The organism is Maribacter sp. PR1, assembly GCF_028464145.1.
In the GTDB taxonomy this organism is placed as follows: Bacteria; Bacteroidota; Bacteroidia; order Flavobacteriales; family Flavobacteriaceae; genus Maribacter.
On sequence record NZ_JAQPCG010000001.1, the window covers coordinates 449,682 to 469,406 of the forward strand.

The 19,725-nt window shown below is 39.8% G+C and carries 9 protein-coding genes; 3 read left to right on the forward strand and 6 right to left on the reverse strand.

Translation table 11 applies throughout. From position 1 onward, the window contains the following. Positions 1-3: 3 nt before the first annotated feature. From PP182_RS01990 to PP182_RS02000, 3 genes are all read right to left on the reverse strand, one after another. Positions 4-3,567 carry a SusC/RagA family TonB-linked outer membrane protein gene (locus tag PP182_RS01990; RefSeq protein WP_272649652.1) on the reverse strand — a complete coding sequence of 1,188 codons (3,564 nt, stop codon included), beginning with the start codon at positions 3,565-3,567 and terminating at the stop codon, positions 4-6. A 79-nt stretch (positions 3,568-3,646) separates the two neighbouring features. Continuing rightward, positions 3,647-4,843, reverse strand: coding sequence for a FecR family protein (locus PP182_RS01995; RefSeq protein ID WP_272649653.1), 1,197 nt, complete (start codon positions 4,841-4,843; stop codon positions 3,647-3,649). A gap of 112 nt (positions 4,844-4,955) precedes the next feature. Continuing rightward, the gene (locus PP182_RS02000) at positions 4,956-5,459 is read right to left on the reverse strand and encodes an RNA polymerase sigma factor (RefSeq protein WP_272649654.1); all 504 of its coding nucleotides are present in this window, start codon (positions 5,457-5,459) and stop codon (positions 4,956-4,958) included. A 465-nt stretch (positions 5,460-5,924) separates the two neighbouring features. On the opposite strand from PP182_RS02000, the gene PP182_RS02005 reads away from it, so the two are divergent. Next, positions 5,925-7,112, forward strand: a complete 1,188-nt coding sequence (locus PP182_RS02005) for a fumarylacetoacetate hydrolase family protein (protein WP_272649655.1) — start codon at positions 5,925-5,927, stop codon at positions 7,110-7,112. Positions 7,113-7,247: 135 nt separating this feature from the next. Next, a complete protein-coding gene (locus PP182_RS02010; RefSeq protein WP_272649656.1) occupies positions 7,248-9,185 on the forward strand; it encodes an SMP-30/gluconolactonase/LRE family protein in 1,938 nt (645 codons plus the stop codon). Between the two features lie 14 nt (positions 9,186-9,199). Here the strand turns inward: PP182_RS02010 and PP182_RS02015 are convergent, their stop codons facing one another. The 3 genes from PP182_RS02015 to PP182_RS02025 all read right to left on the reverse strand — a co-directional run bounded on the left by PP182_RS02015 (position 9,200) and on the right by PP182_RS02025 (position 15,202). After that, entirely contained in the window at positions 9,200-10,438 is a 1,239-nt protein-coding gene (locus tag PP182_RS02015) for a cupin domain-containing protein (protein ID WP_272649657.1), read from the reverse strand. A gap of 56 nt (positions 10,439-10,494) precedes the next feature. Then, positions 10,495-12,702, reverse strand: a complete 2,208-nt coding sequence (locus tag PP182_RS02020; RefSeq protein ID WP_272649658.1) for an outer membrane protein assembly factor BamB family protein — start codon at positions 12,700-12,702, stop codon at positions 10,495-10,497. Between the two features lie 319 nt (positions 12,703-13,021). Further along, positions 13,022-15,202 (reverse strand): alpha-glucuronidase family glycosyl hydrolase, encoded by a 2,181-nt coding sequence (locus tag PP182_RS02025; protein WP_272649659.1) that lies wholly within the window; start codon positions 15,200-15,202, stop codon positions 13,022-13,024. Positions 15,203-15,563: 361 nt separating this feature from the next. Between PP182_RS02025 and PP182_RS02030 the strand changes: the two genes are divergently transcribed. Continuing rightward, on the forward strand, positions 15,564-19,703 hold the full coding sequence (locus PP182_RS02030) for a two-component regulator propeller domain-containing protein (protein WP_272649660.1): 4,140 nt from the start codon (positions 15,564-15,566) through the stop codon (positions 19,701-19,703). The last annotated feature ends 22 nt before the right edge of the window (positions 19,704-19,725 follow it).

Consider the following 19,725-nt stretch of genomic DNA (forward strand, 5'->3'; position numbering starts at 1 on the left):
GTTCTAGAATTTAACATTAAGACTAAAATTAAAATTACGGGTGGTAGGCAGCGCTGAATTTTCATAACCGGCCCTAAAATCACCCGAGGACTGAATAGCTTCAGGATCAAGCCCTGGAATATCCTTATAAAGAATAGCTACATTTCTACAAGAAGCAGATAAAGTCAATCCCTTTACAAACTTCAAATCCGCCATATTGCTAACAATATCCGTAAGGTCATAGGATAATGAAATACTTCTCAACTTGATAAAATCAGATTTAAAGGTAAATGGATCTCCAATTTGAAGGTTACGGTAATCCGCATAAAAAGATTGCAAATTGCTTACCGCGGTGGTATTGGTCTGTCCATTACTTTCATATACACTATTAGGTACAATTACACCATTTTCTCCCTCTCTACGACCTTCAAGGGAAAACTGGGAATGTCCTTGCCTTGTCATGTTCAAATGCGTGGATGATAACATGGTACCACCAAACCTATAATCAATCAAAAAGCTGAAATTAAGGTTTTTATAGGAAAAGTTGTTATTCCAACCCCCTACATGTTTTGGTATGGAAGAACCAACGGGCAAAAATCCATTTGTGTTTTCAGCTCCGGGCGTATCACCGTTTGTAGCCAATAATCTACCATCATCGTTCACTAGAATCTGACCACTGTCATTTCTTCTATACGTTCTGGTATATAGTTGGTTCATTGGCAATCCTTCCGTATATCTTAGCTCTCCAAGAAACTCGTTTCCGGTTCCGTTAAAGAAAATCAATAAAAGTGTACCACTATCATTTCCAACATCCAATACTTCCGTAGAAAGATATGCGTTGTTCCATGTACTTGACCACCTGAAATCATCGGTCTGTATGGGCACCACTTCTACCAAAGTTTCCAATCCACGATTCCTCAGGGATCCCAAGTTTTGCTTTGAATTATCATAACCTGATGCGTTTGATAATGTTACATCCAGTACTTGATCGGTGGTCACCTTATCAAAAGCCGCTATATCAAAGCGGAGGCGACTGTTAAACATCCGCATTTCCAAACCAATTTCTTTCTCCGTAACCGTAAAAGGTCGTAAAAGTGGATTTGGGGCAAAATTACCTGCTACCCCTGCAGTGGTCTGGCCATTAAATGGTGGGTTAATATTGTAATTCAATATGCCCTCATAGGTCCCCACACCATTGGCACTACCTACTTCTGCCCAAGAACCTCTTAATTTACCATAAGTCAACCAACTTTGTTCTTTCATCAATTCAGAAAAGATAAGACTACCGGAAACAGAAGGATAGAATACACTGTTGTCCTCTGGATTTAGCACCGAGAACCAATCTTGTCTACCCGTAAAGTTTAGATATAAAAGATTGTCATATCCAAATTCAGCCAATCCGTAAAGAGAATTGATTCTGAACGTGCTAAACTGGTAGGGTTGAAAAGCGGCTTCGTCAGTTTCGAAACTTGTTCCGTTTTTTATTGAATATAAATCAGGTACTACAAATAATCTTGAATATTGGGCATTTCTTTGAAATTGAGAACGCCAAGTATTCCCTCCAAAACTTGCATCAACTGAAAACTTTCCAAATTCCTTGTTTGCACCTATTAAGAAATCAGCGTTTACATCACGCGTTTGGGTCTGTTGAATGTCATAACGACCTCTATAAAACCCAGTATCACCTTCTAGTGTTGTTGTAGCCCCAGCACCGTTAAGCTCATTCCACTCCGTAAAATTGGTAGCATAATCGTAGTTATACCGTCCTTGAAGGTAAAGCCAGTCCGTAAATTGATATCTTAGAGTAGCCGTACCCAACAAACGGTTCCTATTATCATTGAAAAATTGATTTTTTTGTAATTGGTAATAGGGATTGTTGATAGTTCCTAAAAATCCGTTGGTACGCAATTCTGCACCTGTAACAGGGTCAATAGCATTTTCTCGGTATGCCTCTATAGGAGTAGAGATAGCCAGTCTATTGAAAAAACCTACGGCACCGGGACCTTGTGTACCAATCTGTGGTGGATTGATATTCTCCTCGTTAGTATAGTTAACGTTTAAAAGCATGTTCAGCTTTTCTGTAACATTATAATTTATACCTACATTAAATATACGTTTCTCATATTCATTAGCCGGTTGAATCCCCTTAGCGGAAGTATTCGCAAACGAAGCACGGAAACTTCCTTTCTCATTACCTCCAGAAAACCCAACGGTATTGGTTAGGTTTGTTCCAGTTCTTAAGAAATCGTAGAGTTGATATGGGTTTGGCGAGTAAGGTCTAGACACACCATCAAAATTGACAGTGGGTGCTCCATCAAATCTTTCGCCAAAACTAAACTGTCCCGTACCTTGGGCCTCTCCCTGTGTCTGTGGCCGAATTCCACCAGTTCCCTGACCATATTCCGTTTGTCTTATTTCATCTAAGAAATTCAACGCATGCGAAGTAGTAATGCTTGATGTGAAATCTACACCAATACCTTGGTTTAAGGTACCTGTTTTTGTTGTTATGATTACCGCACCATTAGCTGCCCTTGCACCATAAATAGCGGCGGCAGTAGCCCCCTTAAGTACGGTCATACTTTCAATATCATCTGGATTAAGATTCTGAAGGTTATCCCCTAGATCTCGTTGATTATCACGACCATTGGCCCCTCTAGCACCTTGATCTATAGGAAGACCGTTGATTACAAATAATGGTGAATTGCTTGCTCCTGCAAACGCAGATTGACCACGCAAACGAATTTGAACACTGGCACCAGCTCCTGCTGATGGAGGGCTAATATTTAAGCCCGCAACCTTACCTTGCAAGGACTCCATAGCATTTACCGTTCTGGTTTTAGTAAGCTCCTCTGTATCTACCGAGGTGACCGCATATCCCAGTTTTTTGGCATCTCTTTTAATACCTAGACCAGTTACGACCACTTCGTCCAAGCCCTCGAAATTTTCATCCAAGACGACATTTATTTCATTGGATTGGCCCACGGTTATTTCTTTGGTAGAAAATCCAATCGAACTAAATACCAGAATGGCATTAGGCTGTGTTAGGGTTATCGTATAATTTCCATCAAAATCGGTAGGAACACCGTTTGAGGTTCCCTTTTCAACTACCGAAACTCCAGGAATTGGTTGCCCATTACTATCTGTTACAGTTCCAGAAACGCTTTCTTGAACAGAAGTTATTTCCTTTTCGGACTTATTTTCGTTAGCATTGGGCTTACTAATTTGTACTGCCTTCGGTTTTAGCACTATTTGATTGCCACTAAATATAAAGTCTATATTAGTGTTGTTGAAAAGCACTTTAAGTACATTCTCGAGCGCTAAATCCTTAACTTTTATGGAAACCTTTCTCGATGTGTCCACTTTATTGACATCAAAGAGAAACTTATATTCCGTAGTTGCCTCAATTTCTTCCATTACCCTATAAGTGGGTACATTTTCCAAGTTAATGGTCATTTTGGTTTTTTGGGATAATGTACTCGCCTGAACGGATATAAATATGGCGATAAAAAAGAGGGTACATAATTTGGTCCTTAAACCAATCTTCATGGTACTAGATCGTAATGATCCAAATAGTTCTTTAGTTTTCATATCATATTGTTGATTATTAATTGATTTAGTCTGTCTATCCTACAGAATTGAGTATGTTCCGTAGGTTAATTTTTGTTCTTTAAACTTTACCCATAGGCTTGTCGGTTTTTGATTGTCTTTTTATAAGAATATGATCTCCTTTGATTACATAATCAAAAGGTGTTTCCAGCTTAAAGGTTTCCAAGACTTCCTTAATGGATTCCTTTTCGAAAGTGGCGGTAAAAACTCTATTATTCAATTCTTGATACTCACTGATTATGGTTACGTTATAATGGCGTTGAAGCCTTTTTACAATATTTGAAAAGACCATTTCCTTCATCATCAGTTTACCATTTATCCAACCCGTATATAGTTCTGTAGGCACCTTTTCCAATTGTATCTTTTTTGCTTCTGGATTCCATTCCGCTTTATATCCTGGAGAAAGTAAGGTGGAATTCTCCGTATCATAAAGAGAACCTGTTTCATATATGCGAACTGAACCTTCCACCAAAACAGTATTTTGGTGTTTGTCTTCCGGATAAGAGGTAACGTTGAATTTCGTACCCAAGACCCTTACATCCACACCTCCTGAGGTAACTATAAATGGGCTGGATTTGTTTTTGGTGACTTCAAAAAAGCCCTCACCTATTAGAAGGACCTCTCTATTTTTGTCTTTTTGAAATTGCACGGGGTACTTTAAGGAAGATCCTGCATTCAAGTGTACCAGTGTACCATCCGAAAGCACTACTTTGAATGTCTTGCCATGAGGTATACGCAGTGTATTATATTCTAACGGCGTATCATTTTTATTTTCCGATTTGGATTGTGAATAGTCCACGAGACCGTCCACTTTCTCACCCAAAACCTTTCCTGCACCGTTTACAATCTTTAAAGTACCTTCCTTGGTAAGTACTTGCGTGTTTCCATTCCCTAATTCCAACGTAATCGAATTTGGATCGATTGGCTCAACTATAACAGCCTCGCTTGTAAAAGATCTGTAAGCCAAAAAGCAACCAAATATTCCTATGAAAATGGCGGCGTATCTTAAAAGTGTTCGACGCGAAATTCTAAACCCACTCTTTTGTTGCTTTCTTTTTGCATCCATAAGCAACTGCCATGCTTTTTGAGCATCCAATTGGTCAATATCCGGTAGAGGTACGTTAAGTTTATGTAATTTCTGAAGTCTTTTAAAGGTCAGAAGATTTTCATTCTTCTCAGACAGCCATTTCTCGAAAAGAACTTCTTCTTCCTGGTTTAAACGACCTTTAATTTTTCGAACTATAATATCTGTTATCAATCTTATTATTTTAATAGACAAAACAACATTGTCTATTAATAAGACCTATCAAAATCAGAATCGGGTAGTGGATTTATCAAAAAAAGTGTATTTTTTTTGATAATTAGTCATTTTAAAGGAACCATAAATACACATCCTTTAAATTTAACCTTAATAATTTAAAAGATTTCTTTAGGTGGTATTTTACTGTATTTACGGTAATTCCCATGATTTCTGCAGCACTTTCATACTTGATTCCTTCAAGAACGCAGAGCTTAAATACTTTTTTGCTATGGTCCGGTAAAGCATCAATATGTCTGAAAAGTGTATCGGATATTTCAGAACGTATTAGTTCGTTTTCGTAAGAAGAAACCTCTGTTGTATAATTTTTAAGAGAAAATGTTTTTTGCCTTTTTTCAATCCTTTTTAAACTTTCATTTCTTACACAAGTATTGATGTACTTTTTTAAGTCGATAATAGGCGCATCAAATTCTTTCTGCAAAAGTTTAATAAAAATATTCTGCACAACATCCTTGGAATCATCTATATTTCCAACATAACTAAATGACAATAAACACCATTCCTGATAATGTTTCAGAAACATTTCTTCAAGAACTAAAGCGTTTATCATTCCCATGTGTCCTATTTAAGTATAGAATACGAACTGTTAAGAAATATTAAATGTATTAAAATAATTGTATATTTCACACTTAATAGATGGCTAATATATTAATTTGATATTTTTTTCACAATAAAATGTTTATTTAACAGAATTAATGTTAGCGCTATCAATACAAATAAGCATCTTAATATATTTGAACTTGTAGGCTTTTTGATACGTTCATAGCCTCATAAATTAGCTTAGTTAAAAGAAATGAAAAGCTTGGGAAGAACTAAAGTAAAATGCCATTTTAGTACAGAGGTCAATATGCTATTTAGCTATAACATCAATTTTCCAAGCCACAACATACATTGGAAAAGCAATATTAAAGAATCAATTATGGAAGGTTAATGGGTTGCCAGAATATACCTCAAGAACAATTGTTACTTGCTTGAGAAATGGAATACCTATAAAAATGATGTTTAACAACTTAATTTAAATATGGAAATAAATGAAATAATTCCCAAGATGGGACTAAAAGGCACATGGATAGGAAGGTGCTATATCCCTAAAAAATTGGCCTACCGAAATGTGGAAGGCCCTCATGTAATCTGGGTACATCAAAAGAAGGTTTTTGATTTATCCCATTATTTTAAGTCCACCAGTGAATTAATCAATACCCCCAATTACAAGTCATATCTAAAAGAGGACGACGCCAACATTACAGAGGTATGTTCATTACAGGAGCTTTTGGAAAACTCAATACATTATCAAAAAGACGCTGCCAAACCCTTTTTATTGGCCCCTAATGACACACAAGCTGTTAAGGCTTGTGGGGTAACCTTTATTCAAAGCCTTTTGGAACGGGTCATTGAAGAAAAAGCCAAAGGAGAACCACAACTGGCACTTCAAATACGGGATGAAATCACTTCAACCATCGGGGAGGGACTTAGTAATGTCAAGCCTGGATCACCCCATGCCATGAAGTTGAAGGAAGAATTGAAGAAAAGGGGAATTTGGTCACAATATTTAGAAGTAGGTATTGGTCCGGATGCTGAAGTTTTTACAAAAGGTCAACCTTTTTCATCGGTTGGTTTCGGCTCTGAAGTTGGGGTACACAGTGATTCAGGATGGAACAATCCAGAACCCGAGGTAGTACTTGTGGTTTCAAATTCGGGCAAGATTTTAGGGGCAACCTTGGGTAACGATGTTAACTTAAGGGATTTTGAAGGACGAAGTGCATTGCTATTGGGTGAGGCCAAAGATCAAAATGGATCTTGCGCCATAGGTCCGCTATTTCGAATGTTCGATGATAGCTTTACCTTAAACGACGTTAAAACCTCGAGAGTAGCCTTGACCATAGAGGGCTCGGACGGCTTTCGATTGGAAGATTCCTCCGACATGGGAGAAATTAGCAGGTCTCCCGAAGAATTAGTCGCACAGGTCTTAAGCGAGCACCATCAATATCCGGATGGATTTGTTCTGTTCTGTGGTACCATGTTCGCGCCGACTTTAGATCGTGATAAAAAAGGGATGGGCTTTACCCATAAACCCAATGACAAGGTTACTATTGCGGCACCTAAATTGGGTAAATTGATTAATTGGGTGAACTATGCGGATAAAATTCCGCAATGGACCTTCGGAATCAATGCTTTTGTCAACTATACGTTAGAAAGGTCCAAAAATTGAAATTAAATCGATTGCCTTCAAAGTATGAATCTTAAAATAAGATAGGTTAATTGAAACCATTTGACGTAGTGAATAACATATACCAAAATTTTTGAAAAACCATTTTATTTAATACCCTTTAAAAACGAATTGCTCATGCCATTTAAACATTATCGACCTGCAACCGTACCACTTTTTGTAGTTTTCCTGAATCTACTTCTTTTAGGTTGTAACACTTCTGACAGACCGGAATGGGAAAAGCGCAATTCCGAATTGATACAAAAGTTTGGTCTCCCCATTAGAAACATTCCCAACCTACCCTCCACAGGTGTAGCGTCTAATTTAAAAGTGGGTACCCTTAAACACCTTGGGGATATGGATAGTATCCTACTATATCCCGGTGTAACCGCCAAATTTTTCTGGGGAAACGGAAATTTAGTCAGTGTATTGGAACTACAAGCCAATGCTTCCCTACCAGAGGAAGCTTTGCCCGCGGACCGGTTTCTTATACTTTCCCAAGGATCCCTTGCCTTAGCAAGTGATGGACAGAAGCATCAAATGATAGCAAAGGAGCGCGAAGAGCCGGATGGCACCCACAGTGGAACTCCGAGAATGGATTTTATTTTTCAAGAAAAAGGAAGAAAAAGTGAAATCATAGCAGGAAATACCGGTGCTAAGGTTATGGAAGTCTATAGCCCTATTCGGTTGGATTATCTTGAAAAATTAGATATTTCCGACCTTCCCTCCGAAATTCCACAAAGTAGTTCCAACGTGCAAGCGACGATTAAACCCAACACAGTGTACGACTTTTATGATATACAGTTAACACAACTTACAAAAGGTGTCTATACCAGACTTGTTTCTGCGGGCGACATACAACTCAGCTTGGTTTCTGCAGACCAAAATACAGAGTCGCAGGCACATATACACCCAGAGGAACAAATAACATATTTGCTCAGGGGAGGCCTTAAAGAAACCGTTCTAGATCAGGAGATGGATATGGAACCAAGTGACATAGCCCTTGTCCCAGGGAACGTGGTACATTCAGGGATTGCAGGTGAATTAGGCTATGATGCATTGGATATCTTCTGGCCAGTACGTGAATACTATTTGTCCAAGCAAAGGACAGCACTTGAAAAATATCACCAAATTATTCCAAAGGATGCCAAGCCCGAGTTGGTCATTGACGGTTCAAAGACAAAACCGACATTAACGTTTAGTGAAGGTCCCAAATGGATGGATGGCAAACTCTATTTTTCCAATATGTATTTTGACCAGAATTGGAACGCAGACCCAGAAAGAAGTTCTATTGTAGAACTAAAGCCCGATGGTTCCTACAGAAATATCATGGAGAGCAAAATGCAGGCCAACGGCCTATATCCCTATACAAACGGAAACTTGCTGGTCTGTGATATGATCGGACATCGCGTGGTAGAAATGACCACCTCTGGTGAAGTCGTACAGGTCATCGCGGACTCATACAACGGAAAACCCATAGACGGCCCGAACGATATTATCACCGATAGCAAAGGAGGAATCTATTTTACCGATCCCCAATTTACCATGGAGGCGGAGAAGTTTCAACCCGGAAGAGCCGTGTATTATGTCTCACACGATAGAGAAATCACGAGGTTGGTGGAACCCAATGAATTTGCCATGCCCAATGGAATATTATTGTCCCCGGGCGGCAAAACGTTATACATTAACAATTGCTACGACGATGAATCTTGGTACCCCGTAAACAGCTCTAAGGAAAATTATGTCTGGGCTTATGACGTGAACGAAGATGGTACCATTTCAAATGGCCGAAAGTTTGCAGAACTACGATTGACGGGCAATGTGTTGAACCGTAAAGGTAAATCCTCCAGTGCGGATGGAATGGCTATTGATACCATGGGAAATATTTATGTAGCCACTTATTTGGGTGTACAGATTTTCGATTCAAAGGGAGCATTTATAGGAATAATCAACTTGCCTTCGTTTCCTGTCAGTGTAGGCTTTGGAGGTGAAGATATGCAAACACTATTCATAGTTAGTTATGACAAAGTATACAAAATACCCACCCATATGGAAGGCTATGTTAACTACCTCTAATTTGATCGGAATTGTTAATCCTGGACGTCGTCGCCCATAACGTCATACCCACGCCATTTAAATTCCTTAGCAAGTCCGGAAGCAGCGGGCCATGCAATCTGATGTTGGTCACTTGCCACCCATTTTCTTCGGTTTTCCTCGGTATCGAAGGATATCTGAATTTGATAGTTATATGTCGTTGGCTCCGCTTGTATTTCCTTGGCCAAATCATCCGAAAATAGACGAAGTAATTTTGAGCTAAGATATCCGTCTTGCACTACCATAGCGGGCACATAGATCGAATAATACATTTTTTCAAAAGCGGCCGCGTTTTCCTTGTTCACCACAAAATCCATTTGCAAAACCATGGCCTTTGGTTTTTCCAACGGCCTAGCAATGGCCAGTCCGTCATCCTTTGATGCCGCAATACCGATGACCAATATTTCGAGGTCATCAGCACCTGTACTCGACCAAGAAATTTCCTCTCCCAAACCGGCGTAAAAGGAATCGTCTTTTCCAATGTTGACCGTCTTGGAACCTACGGTTACCGATCCACTTCCGTTCATTACATAATATACTTCTTCTACGCCTTCTAATCGACGCTTTTCAGTTTTACTGCCAGAAGGAACAACCAAATGGTCCACATGGTGCCAATCCGTTCGGAATACTTCCGGTCCTAACACCCGTCTATAAAGCACGCCTTCACCCTTGTAAATTTTGTTCACTTCTCTCCTAAAACCGTTGTCATCTGGCTTAAGTTCATCCTTTACCAAACGAGAAGCGACGAACGTTGGGATTTCATCTGTCTTGGACCCGACAAGATCATCGGCCAAGTCAAAAGCGTCACCCTGTGCCTTAACCTCGCTTACCGCAAAATTGAGCCATTTTAAAGGCTTTCCGGAGGTGTTATAAATTCCATGCGAATCCCCTAGCTTACAAGGAACCAGCGCTGGACCTTTAATTTTAGAAGTTTTTCCATTAATAGTGAATTCGGCTTCACCATCCAGAATAACATACATTTCTTCAATGGTATGGTGAAAATGATGTCCAATGCCCGATTTAGGCTGAATGACACCCGAATGTAAATACAAAAAGTTTGTTGCCAGGTCATTCCGACCGATCAACTGTGTAAATCCCATTTTGCCGGCACCGGCATGTACTGCGCTCAATTCACGATAGGTAGACGGATCATTGCGAACCACCCTTTCATTTAAGTTTTGGGCCATGCAAAAACTGCCCATGATGCAGAACACTAAACTAAGTACTGTTTTCATAATCAATGATTTATATATTACTCAACATGCCAACGCATGTTTTTTTATCCAGGTTTCTATTTCTTATCCGGTATCCCGTATACCACATATCCCTTGGCAATTGCTCCCGGCTTTTTTGAATGGTCATAACTATCCCTTCTAAAATTAGAGGTGGCATTAATTACCAAATATTCCTTTCCATCCAAAGTAAACATGCTAGGCTGGGCATTGGTCTCATTACTCAAGGTCGTTTCCCAAAGTACACTTCCATCCTCGTTGTCAAAAGCATACACTTTGCCTCCTTTTGCCGTTGCAAATACGATTCCCGTAGAGGTAATGACCATACCCTTTCGTTGGGTACCGTTCGGCGCTCCTTTGCTCTCATCACCTTGCACGTAAAGCGAATCTACTCCTATTGGGCGACGCCATTTAATAGTTCCATTATTAAGGTCATAGGCTAAAATTGAAGACCAAGGTGGGTCGATTAGACCAGGCCAATCTAAACCATAATCAGTAGTGTATCTATTTTCTGGATGGTCAACATCCTCAGGGTAATCTTGCATGGGCGCACCGCGTTGAGCATCTGGAGGTATTGCTACCCCTCCCGAAGCTACAACAGGGCCATCCACAGGTTCTGCCTGTTGATTGCCTCTTCTAAAACTTCTTCGCTCAGGATCACCCCCTAGGAATTGGAACAGGGCTTTTAAAGAGGCTTCGTCCACATGCACCAAACCGGGCATTACTCCTTTTCCATTTATCACCGTATTTCTAAATTCCTGGTAGAACATATGGTGACCAATATTTTTAAGAGAAGGGCCTGCCCCACCCTCCATATTTGGACCGTGGCAGGCAATACATGAAGAACCATAGAGCGATTTTACCTTATCCACATCGTTGTCTGTGAGTTCATTTTTTGGTGATTCAACCTTGTTCAATCGATATGTAGATGCGTATTCTTGGGTTTGAATGTACATAATACCATTGCGAGGGTCTGCCGCGGTGTTGCCATAATTGGCACCACCTAATGCGCCAGGCATCATAATGGTCTCATATTTATCCGAAGGTGGTACGTACAATCCAGATTTGGCAGAATCCAAGCGTTGTAACCAATCTTGACGTAGGCTATCCGAGAAATAAGGATTCAAATTTTCTTTGGTCACTTCATGTCTGGTAAAACTTGGAAGTGAGGTAATGGGTTGGGTGGGCCAAGACTCCTCCCCGGGCATTTCGCTCTTTGGGAAGGGTTTTTCCTCAATAGGAAATAAGGGCTCCCCGGTCTCTCGGTCGAATACGAAAACAAAACCGTGTTTGGTGGCTATGGCCACGGCGTCCACTTTTTTACCGTCTTTATCTACAGTCAATAATTGAGGCGCAGGTGAAAGATCATAATCCCAGAGGTCATGATGTACCGTTTGGTAGTGCCAAATTCTTTCCCCTGTTCTGGCATCTACGGCGACCAAGGAGTTGGCAAAAAGATTACTGCCTAAGCGATCTGCACCATAATAATCATAGGTGGGTGAACCGATGGGCAAATAGGCAATCCCGCGTTCGGAATCTACCGAAATCTCACTCCATACATTGGCCCCGCCCACATATTTATAAGCATCCTTAGGCCATGTTTCGTAACCGTATTCCCCGGGATGCGGAATGGTATGAAAAGTCCATTCCAATTTGCCTGTAACCACGTTATAGGCCCTGATATGACCTGGTGGGGAAAAATAGCCTTCCCCCGGTGCGGATCCCAAAATCAAGAGATTATCATAGATTACCCCCGGCATCATGGGTTGTATTCGGGTGATCGATGTTGGTTCACGGTCTAGGCCTTCTCGAAGATCTACATAGCCATTATCGCCAAAATCCAAAATGGATTTTCCTGTTTCGGCATCTATGGCCTGTATGGAATTGTTCAAGGTAAACAATAATCTTTTATCCTTTTTATCCTTGCTTTCATAGTAATTGATACCCCTACGGGTAATACCGGAAAGGTCTGTGTGTATCCAGAGTTCTTCACCCGTTTTGGCATGTATAGCGATTAGGGAGCTGTTTTTTCCCAGCACATACATGGTACTGTCCACAATAATGGGACTAAAAAAATAAAATCGGTCATCCCCAGAAGGATAGCTCCACAGCAGTTCCATTTCACCTACATTGGCCTTTGTAATACCCGGCGACTCAAAGAATTTGGATTGGTCGGGGCTTCCTCCATAATGGGACCATGTTGTATGATGCGAAATATTTGTTTCTTTTTGTTGGCAACCTACAGTTATAATAAAGATTATAATCAAAATTAGCTTACTTGGGGAAATGAGAAAAAATTTAGGCTTGAACATAAGTTTTATAAAGGGAAGATCCTTGCTATATTTAGATTTAATATTTAATTGACCCATATTCAAAATACACTCTACTTTGAAAAGTAACAGGTTACCTTGTAAGTGCAAATCTGAGATTGAATAATTATCGGGTTTGTTTAAATTCACTGTTGAAAATACTTTACTTTTCTTCTTTAATTGAACACCGCATAATTTTAAGAAAATTTCCGATTTATTTTTGTTATCCTTCATTTTGAAATTGCAAATTACAGCTACCTAACTCTAATCCAAAAAATCAATCCCACTGTGGCCTAATACCTGGTGCAAAAGGAAACTTCAAGGATTTAAAATAGTCAAGGCTCTGTGTTGGTTTTTCAACTCCGTCCGGTAAATCTCTATTGGAAAAGGTCTGAAAATAAAGTAAACACGCATCCCGCCACCAATTCGCTTCCTTTAATTGAATATTGAGCAGCATCTGGACCTCGCTGTGTCGCTCTTTGGATACATAGGGTTTCATTTTTTCCCAGGTGGAAATCATTTTCCCCACTTGGTCCACACCTTCTTGGTATTTCAGGGCGATACCATCCCAAAGTGTATCTCCATTCTCTAAGACATAATCCCATGGTAGATGGTGGAACCACAACAAATATTTTTCAGGGGTTGTTTTTGGTTTGTTCCATCGCGATTGTAGTGGTTCGGCATATTGTGCTACAGCGTTGCTGCCTTCGATGGTACGGTCAAAACCAATTCCATTTTCATCGGCATTGTGATAATAGGTGGGGTTCCATTCAGGTCGTCCTAATTCACTGACCCATGGCCCAGGGCCATAATGATGGTTTGTATCAAAAATATGGTGCAGGCCAAGGGGATTCATATAGTTGACAACAGCTTCCCGAGAATCGATCAGAAGTTGTTTCATCGGATTGACGAAGGCGTCCTCGTTGGAATAAGTCAGACGCAACCATTCATCTGCAATGGTTTCAGCATCTAAATAGGGGTTCCAGGCCAAACGTCCAAATCCGTACCAATTGGCTTGTGCAAAGGGGTGTCCGGTCCAGTTCAGGTCCGACCCGATATTGGCTACACCCACCATACCGGTCATTTTCTTGTCATACAGAGAACCATCCATGGCCTTCGCAACCGTAGAACCTTCGCCCTTTCTATACGTATCGGAATCCAGTACTTCCTCAAAAAGTTTTGGTAAAAACACTAAATGGGTACTGAACCCCAAATATTCTTGGGTAATCTGGAATTCGATGATTTGTGATGTTTTGGGCATGGCCCCGAACATGGGATGGAAAGGCTCCCTTGGCTGAAAATCAATGGCTCCGTTCTTGGTTTGCACCAAAACATTGTCCATGAATTGCCCGTCATACGGAATAAATTCGGAATAGGCCTGCTTGGCACGGTCATCGGCATCATGTTCAGAATACACAAAGGCCCGCCAAATTACATTGCCGTCATACGGCTTCAAAGCTTTTGCCATCATATTGGCACCGTCTACATGGTTTCGGTCGTAGTTCTGTGGCCCTGGTTGTCCTTCAGAATTGGCCTTAACCAGAAATCCTCCAAAATCGGGAATGAGCGCATAAATTTCAGTCGCTTTTTTATTCCACCATTGTTGTACATTTTGATTTAACGGGTCTGCAGTATCCAAACCACCAATTTCTATAGGTGCTGAAAAACGAGCAGTAAGATACACTTTGATGCCATATGGTCTGAAGACTTCAGCAAGAGCCTGTACTTTTTCCAAATACATGGTCGTTAAAATTAGGGCATTGGCATTGACATTCGTTAATGACACTGCATTTATACCTATCGAGGCATTTGCCCGGGCATAATCAATGTAGCGTTGGTCTATATATTCTGGGAGTTTTTGCCAGTTCCAAATAGAAGCCCCTGCATAACCGCGTTCTACGGTACGGTCCAAATTATCCCAATGATTGAGCATTCTTAAATCTATTTGGGGAGCATCGACCAGACTTATTTTGTCAAGTTCTTGGTGTTGTCCCATTAATGCAAGCAACCTGAAAACCCCGTACAAAATCCCCATATCCGTATTTGCCGAAATCACTAAAACGTTCTTGCCCTTTTGTTCCATGGTCCTTATAACAAAGCCTTCCCTTCCTACTTGTTCCAAATCTTGGATCAACCTATCTTTTATTGTTGCATGGAGCTGGTCCTTGGTACCGACAATAAGGGTAGCCCTATTGGGGTCCGCATCCATTTGAAATGATGCTTCGCCCAACATATTCCGCAACCCCAGGTGGAGTTCCTCTTGGGCTACGGTCAAGGTTTCAGAATTACCCAAAAAGGCAATGGAGCGAGTATGTGCCCGATATTCGTCCGATAACTTTTGGTCCGTTATTTCCGAATAAGAAAGCCACAAATCATAATCGGCTACGGATTGAGAAAATGCCGTACCCAAAGTAAACAAAAAGCAAAGCAGGGTAGTTTTTTTTAGGGTACTCTTCATAGTGTTTTTGTATTCTTTTTATCGTTCATTATGTTTTATGAAAGGATTAAATCGATTGACTAGGAATAGCCGATCCATAGAATCCCAAACTTTTTAATATGATATTGCTCAAATTTCGGTCAAATGCATTAGGTTAAATAGGAGTCATGTTGCTTGTCATATCAATTTTGAAGCATGAATGTAAATTTCGATGATGTTAATCCCACCTTCATTTATTTTTCATAATCATTTTAGGAATATAATTAGTTTTTGGAAAATATGCTATCACATCTTCTTTATTTCAATATAGAAATTGATGATATGATATTTTAACCCAAGTAAACCATGTAAAAAAATTATATTAGTACTTTATTATATGAACATGATGGGTATTGGAGACATATTTGGTCGGTATAACAGGGGCATACTATATGCTTTATGCCTGGTTCAGCCATTATCCGCACAGGAAAGCACCTATACTTTTGAAGATTTAGAAGAACCCATAACCCAGCGCGCCGTTTCTACCATAGTCCAAGATGAAAAAGGCCTTGTTTGGATGGGTACCTATGGCGTTGGACTTAACAAATACAACGGTATTGATCTAGTCCCCTACAAACAGGAGTTCGACAACCCTAATTCCTTGAACAGTTCCTTGGTGCATACGGCATACATTGATAGTGCAAATCAATTATGGGTAGGTACAGAGGTAGGTTTAAATATCTACCAAAGTAAATTTGATAACTTCAAACAAGTTTCTTTTTACAAAGAGGGAATACTACTAAATACCGTAGTGGTCAACGCTATAATTGAAGTTGCCGATGATAAACTATTAATAGGTTCCATTGCCAATGGGCTATTTGAAGTAGATGTAAATACTTTAAGAGGAAATCCGGTACCAATGGGGAATCACGTTTCCGTGCCAATAATGATCAATTGTATGGTCCGTTACGGTTCGGGAAAAATTTTTATTGGATCCAACAAGGGCCTTTTAGAATACGATAATGGGGAAGTTAGAAAAATCCTATTCGAGGACAAAGCTTTTAATTCGAGTTCAGAAGTTAATGTGGAATCATTGTTAATAGATATTGATGGCTCACTTTGGATGGGTACCCATTCAAAGGGGTTGATGAAAGTGGCAATAACACCAACGAATACTTACTTGCCCCATGTCTATGATATTACCACAGAGCGCATATTGACAATCGTACAAGCACCTGATGGCAATATACTCTGTGGAACTGAAAATGACGGTTTATTTGTGGTATCGAAAGAAGGTAAACTGGTCAAGAACTATCGCCATGATAAATTTGATTTGAACAGTATTAAATCAAATTCGGTCTGGTCACTCTTTGTAGATCGTCAAGAACGTATTTGGATTGGGTATTACAACAAAGGTGTCGGGGTTTACGATCGATATTATGATAAATTCAAGGATATACAGAGCCTTCCGAATGTTCAAAACTCCTTACAATCCTCCTCCGTAACAGGAATTATCAAGGATGCGAAAAATAGGCTCTGGATAGGCATGGACGGTGGTGGTATTGATGTTTATGATTTGGCTACCAAAAAAATTGTGCACTTATTGGAACCCGATAATGCCATCGCTAATGGATTAGGGGCAGATGATGTACAAACCCTGTTTTTGGATAGCCAGGATAACTTATGGGTAGGCACATGGAATTCGGGCATCTTCTTTTTACCAAAAAATAAAAAGGTTTTCCAGCATTTTCACATGAAGAACACCAATGGTGGCCTGAAATCAAACAGAGTCATGAGTTTTTCTGAAGATGTAACCGGGAAAATTTGGATCGGTACATTTTCCAACGGGCTTCATTTTTACGACCACAAAGAACGATCCTTTGGTTTTGTGGACGATACGTTATTTACCGATTTGAAGACCAACCGGGCAGAAATAAGAAAGATACTGGTGGATCACAAAAACGTGATTTGGGTCGCCACTACTAGTGGACTTTTCAAAAGACCTGCAAATTCTAACTCAGCTTTTAGCAAAGTTGCGCTAAAAACCACTTCGGATGAGCAAAACCCCGTTAAAACCAACATAGATGTAATCGTCTCACTTTACGAGGATAAAAACCAAAACGTATGGATCGGTACCGATGGGGCCGGTATTTGGCGTTATACAATTAAGGACGATTCCATTAAATGGTTCAACAAAGAACATGGTCTTGAACAGGAAACCATAGCAACCATAATAGAATCAAATGATGGCAGATTATGGATGGCCGGAAACAAGGGCTTATCATGTTTTGACAAAGAAAGAGACCATATTACCAACTATGATAATTATGATGGTCTACTCACGAATGATTTCAATTTCAATGCAGCCTACAAGGATGCCAATGGTACTTTATATTTTGGTAATTACAAAGGCGTAAATATTGTTGAACCAACCGCCATTCCAATAAACAAGAAAAAACCGGAAGTTTACTTCACCGATTTTAAAATTTACAACAAATCAGTGGATATTCACAAGAAGGATGCGCCACTTCAAAAAGTAATTTCTGAAACGTGTAAATTAACTTTAAACCATCGCCAGGCTGTTTTTACCATTGAATTTATGGGCATAAACTTCACTAGGCCTGAGAAAAACCAATATGCCTATTATTTGGAAGGCTTGGAAGACACATGGAATTATGTAGGCAATACCAGAAGCGCAACCTATACCAATCTTTCTCCCGGGGAATATGTTTTCAAGGTGAAAGCGGCCAATAATGATGGTATATGGAATGATCAGGTGAAAACCTTACAACTAAGCATTTTGGCTCCTTGGTGGAAAACCAATATGGCCATTGCCAGTTATTTGATTATGCTTATTATGTTTTCATCTTGGCTGTATCGACTACTAAGGGAACGTATTCGTGAGAAGCGCCTCGTGCAGCTTGAACGCGCCAAACGGATTCAAGAAGAGGAACTCAATGACCGAAAAATACAGTTCTTCACGAACATTTCGCATGAGTTCCGAACTCCTCTGACACTCATTTTGAATCCGTTGAACGATATAATGACAAATTCATCTTATGAACTTCCCAAGATAGTCCATGAAAAACACAACATTGTTTATAAAAATGCCACTCGGCTAAAAAGACTTATTGATGAGTTGATGGACTTTAGAAAACTTCAATTGAGAAAATTTTCTATCAAAGTTTCTGAAATAGATGCCCATACGTTTGTAAGGGAAATCACGAACCATTTTAAAGAGGAGGCCAAACTAAAGAATATCGCCATGCTTGTAGAATGGGATAAAATGCCCATAAGTCTTTGGAGTGATCCGGGGATGTTGGAAAAAGTGATTTTTAATATACTTTCCAATGCCTTCAAGGTAACACCTGAAAATGGTACTATTACTATAGGCATAACTCAATGCATCAACGACGTTGTTTTTACTTTGATCGATAAAAACCATTCATTACCCGCTGTTGAAATTTATATTGAAGATACGGGTAGTGGAATTGATCAAGAAGAGGTAAAAAAGATATTTGACCGATTTTATCAAGTAAAAAATATGAACAGCCAGTATTATGGCGGTACAGGTATTGGACTTGAGGTGGTAAAGAATTTTGTTGATTTACTAAAAGGTGAAATAACAGTGGAAAGTGAAGAGTCGGTGGGCACAAAATTCAGGATTTTTCTTCCATTGGGGAATGACCACTTCAACACTGATGAAATGTTTGTAAAACCAGATAATGAAAGTTTTTTGCCTGAACAAAATTCAATCCAAGTTGAAGTTTTACCGGAACTTGAAGAGGATTTAAAAAAGACCTTACTCATTGTTGAGGACAATACTGAATTACGCTCCTATTTAAAGTACGAGCTCTCGTTGGAATACAACATATTAGAAGCTTCCAATGGCCTACAAGGATTGGAAATAGCCAGTAAAAAATCACCTGATCTAATCATTACCGATGTGGTCATGCCTGAAATGGACGGAGTCGATTTTAGTCGGGCCCTAAAAAGTAATCTTGGCACAAGCCATATTCCCATTATCATGCTTACCGCTAAGACCATGGGAGACGATAAGATAAGGGGTGTAAATGCCGGTGCAGATGTTTATTTGACGAAACCCTTTGATATGGGACTCTTAAACTCTTATCTAAAAAGGTTAATTGAAAACCGTCAAATTTATATCAATAAAAATTTGAACGACCCCAATAAGTTAAGCCTTTTGGAAAAAACTACGGATATGGACAAATCTTTCATGCAGAAAGTATTGGACCATCTTAACAAAAACATTGAAAAGAGTGATTTGAACGTAGAGCACTTGGCAGACGACATGCACCTGAGTCGAAGCCAATTGTATAGAAAAATAAAGGCCATGACCGGTTTGACCCCTAATGAGTTGATACGCAAGGTGCGATTGGAAAAAGCCAAAAAAATGATTGAAAATGGTAGTGAGTCAATTGCCGAGGTTGGCTTCAAGGTCGGGTTTTCCTCCCCGTCTTATTTTAGTCGTTGTTTTAAATCCGAATTTGGCATTTTACCCACAGAACTCAAAACAAAGTAGTACCTAGAAATGATACTTCAGG

What these genes read in the sequence shown, in the direction of transcription:
- PP182_RS01990 (WP_272649652.1), bottom strand. Translation starts at nt 3,567, where the DNA reads ATGAAAACTAAAGAACTATTTGGATCATTACGATCTAGTACCATGAAG.
- PP182_RS02000 (WP_272649654.1), bottom strand. Translation starts at nt 5,459, where the DNA reads ATGGGAATGATAAACGCTTTAGTTCTTGAAGAAATGTTTCTGAAACAT.
- PP182_RS02005 (WP_272649655.1), top strand. Translation starts at nt 5,925, where the DNA reads ATGGAAATAAATGAAATAATTCCCAAGATGGGACTAAAAGGCACATGG.
- PP182_RS02010 (WP_272649656.1), top strand. Translation starts at nt 7,248, where the DNA reads ATGCCATTTAAACATTATCGACCTGCAACCGTACCACTTTTTGTAGTT.
- PP182_RS02015 (WP_272649657.1), bottom strand. Translation starts at nt 10,438, where the DNA reads ATGAAAACAGTACTTAGTTTAGTGTTCTGCATCATGGGCAGTTTTTGC.
- PP182_RS02025 (WP_272649659.1), bottom strand. Translation starts at nt 15,202, where the DNA reads ATGAAGAGTACCCTAAAAAAAACTACCCTGCTTTGCTTTTTGTTTACT.
- PP182_RS02030 (WP_272649660.1), top strand. Translation starts at nt 15,564, where the DNA reads ATGATGGGTATTGGAGACATATTTGGTCGGTATAACAGGGGCATACTA.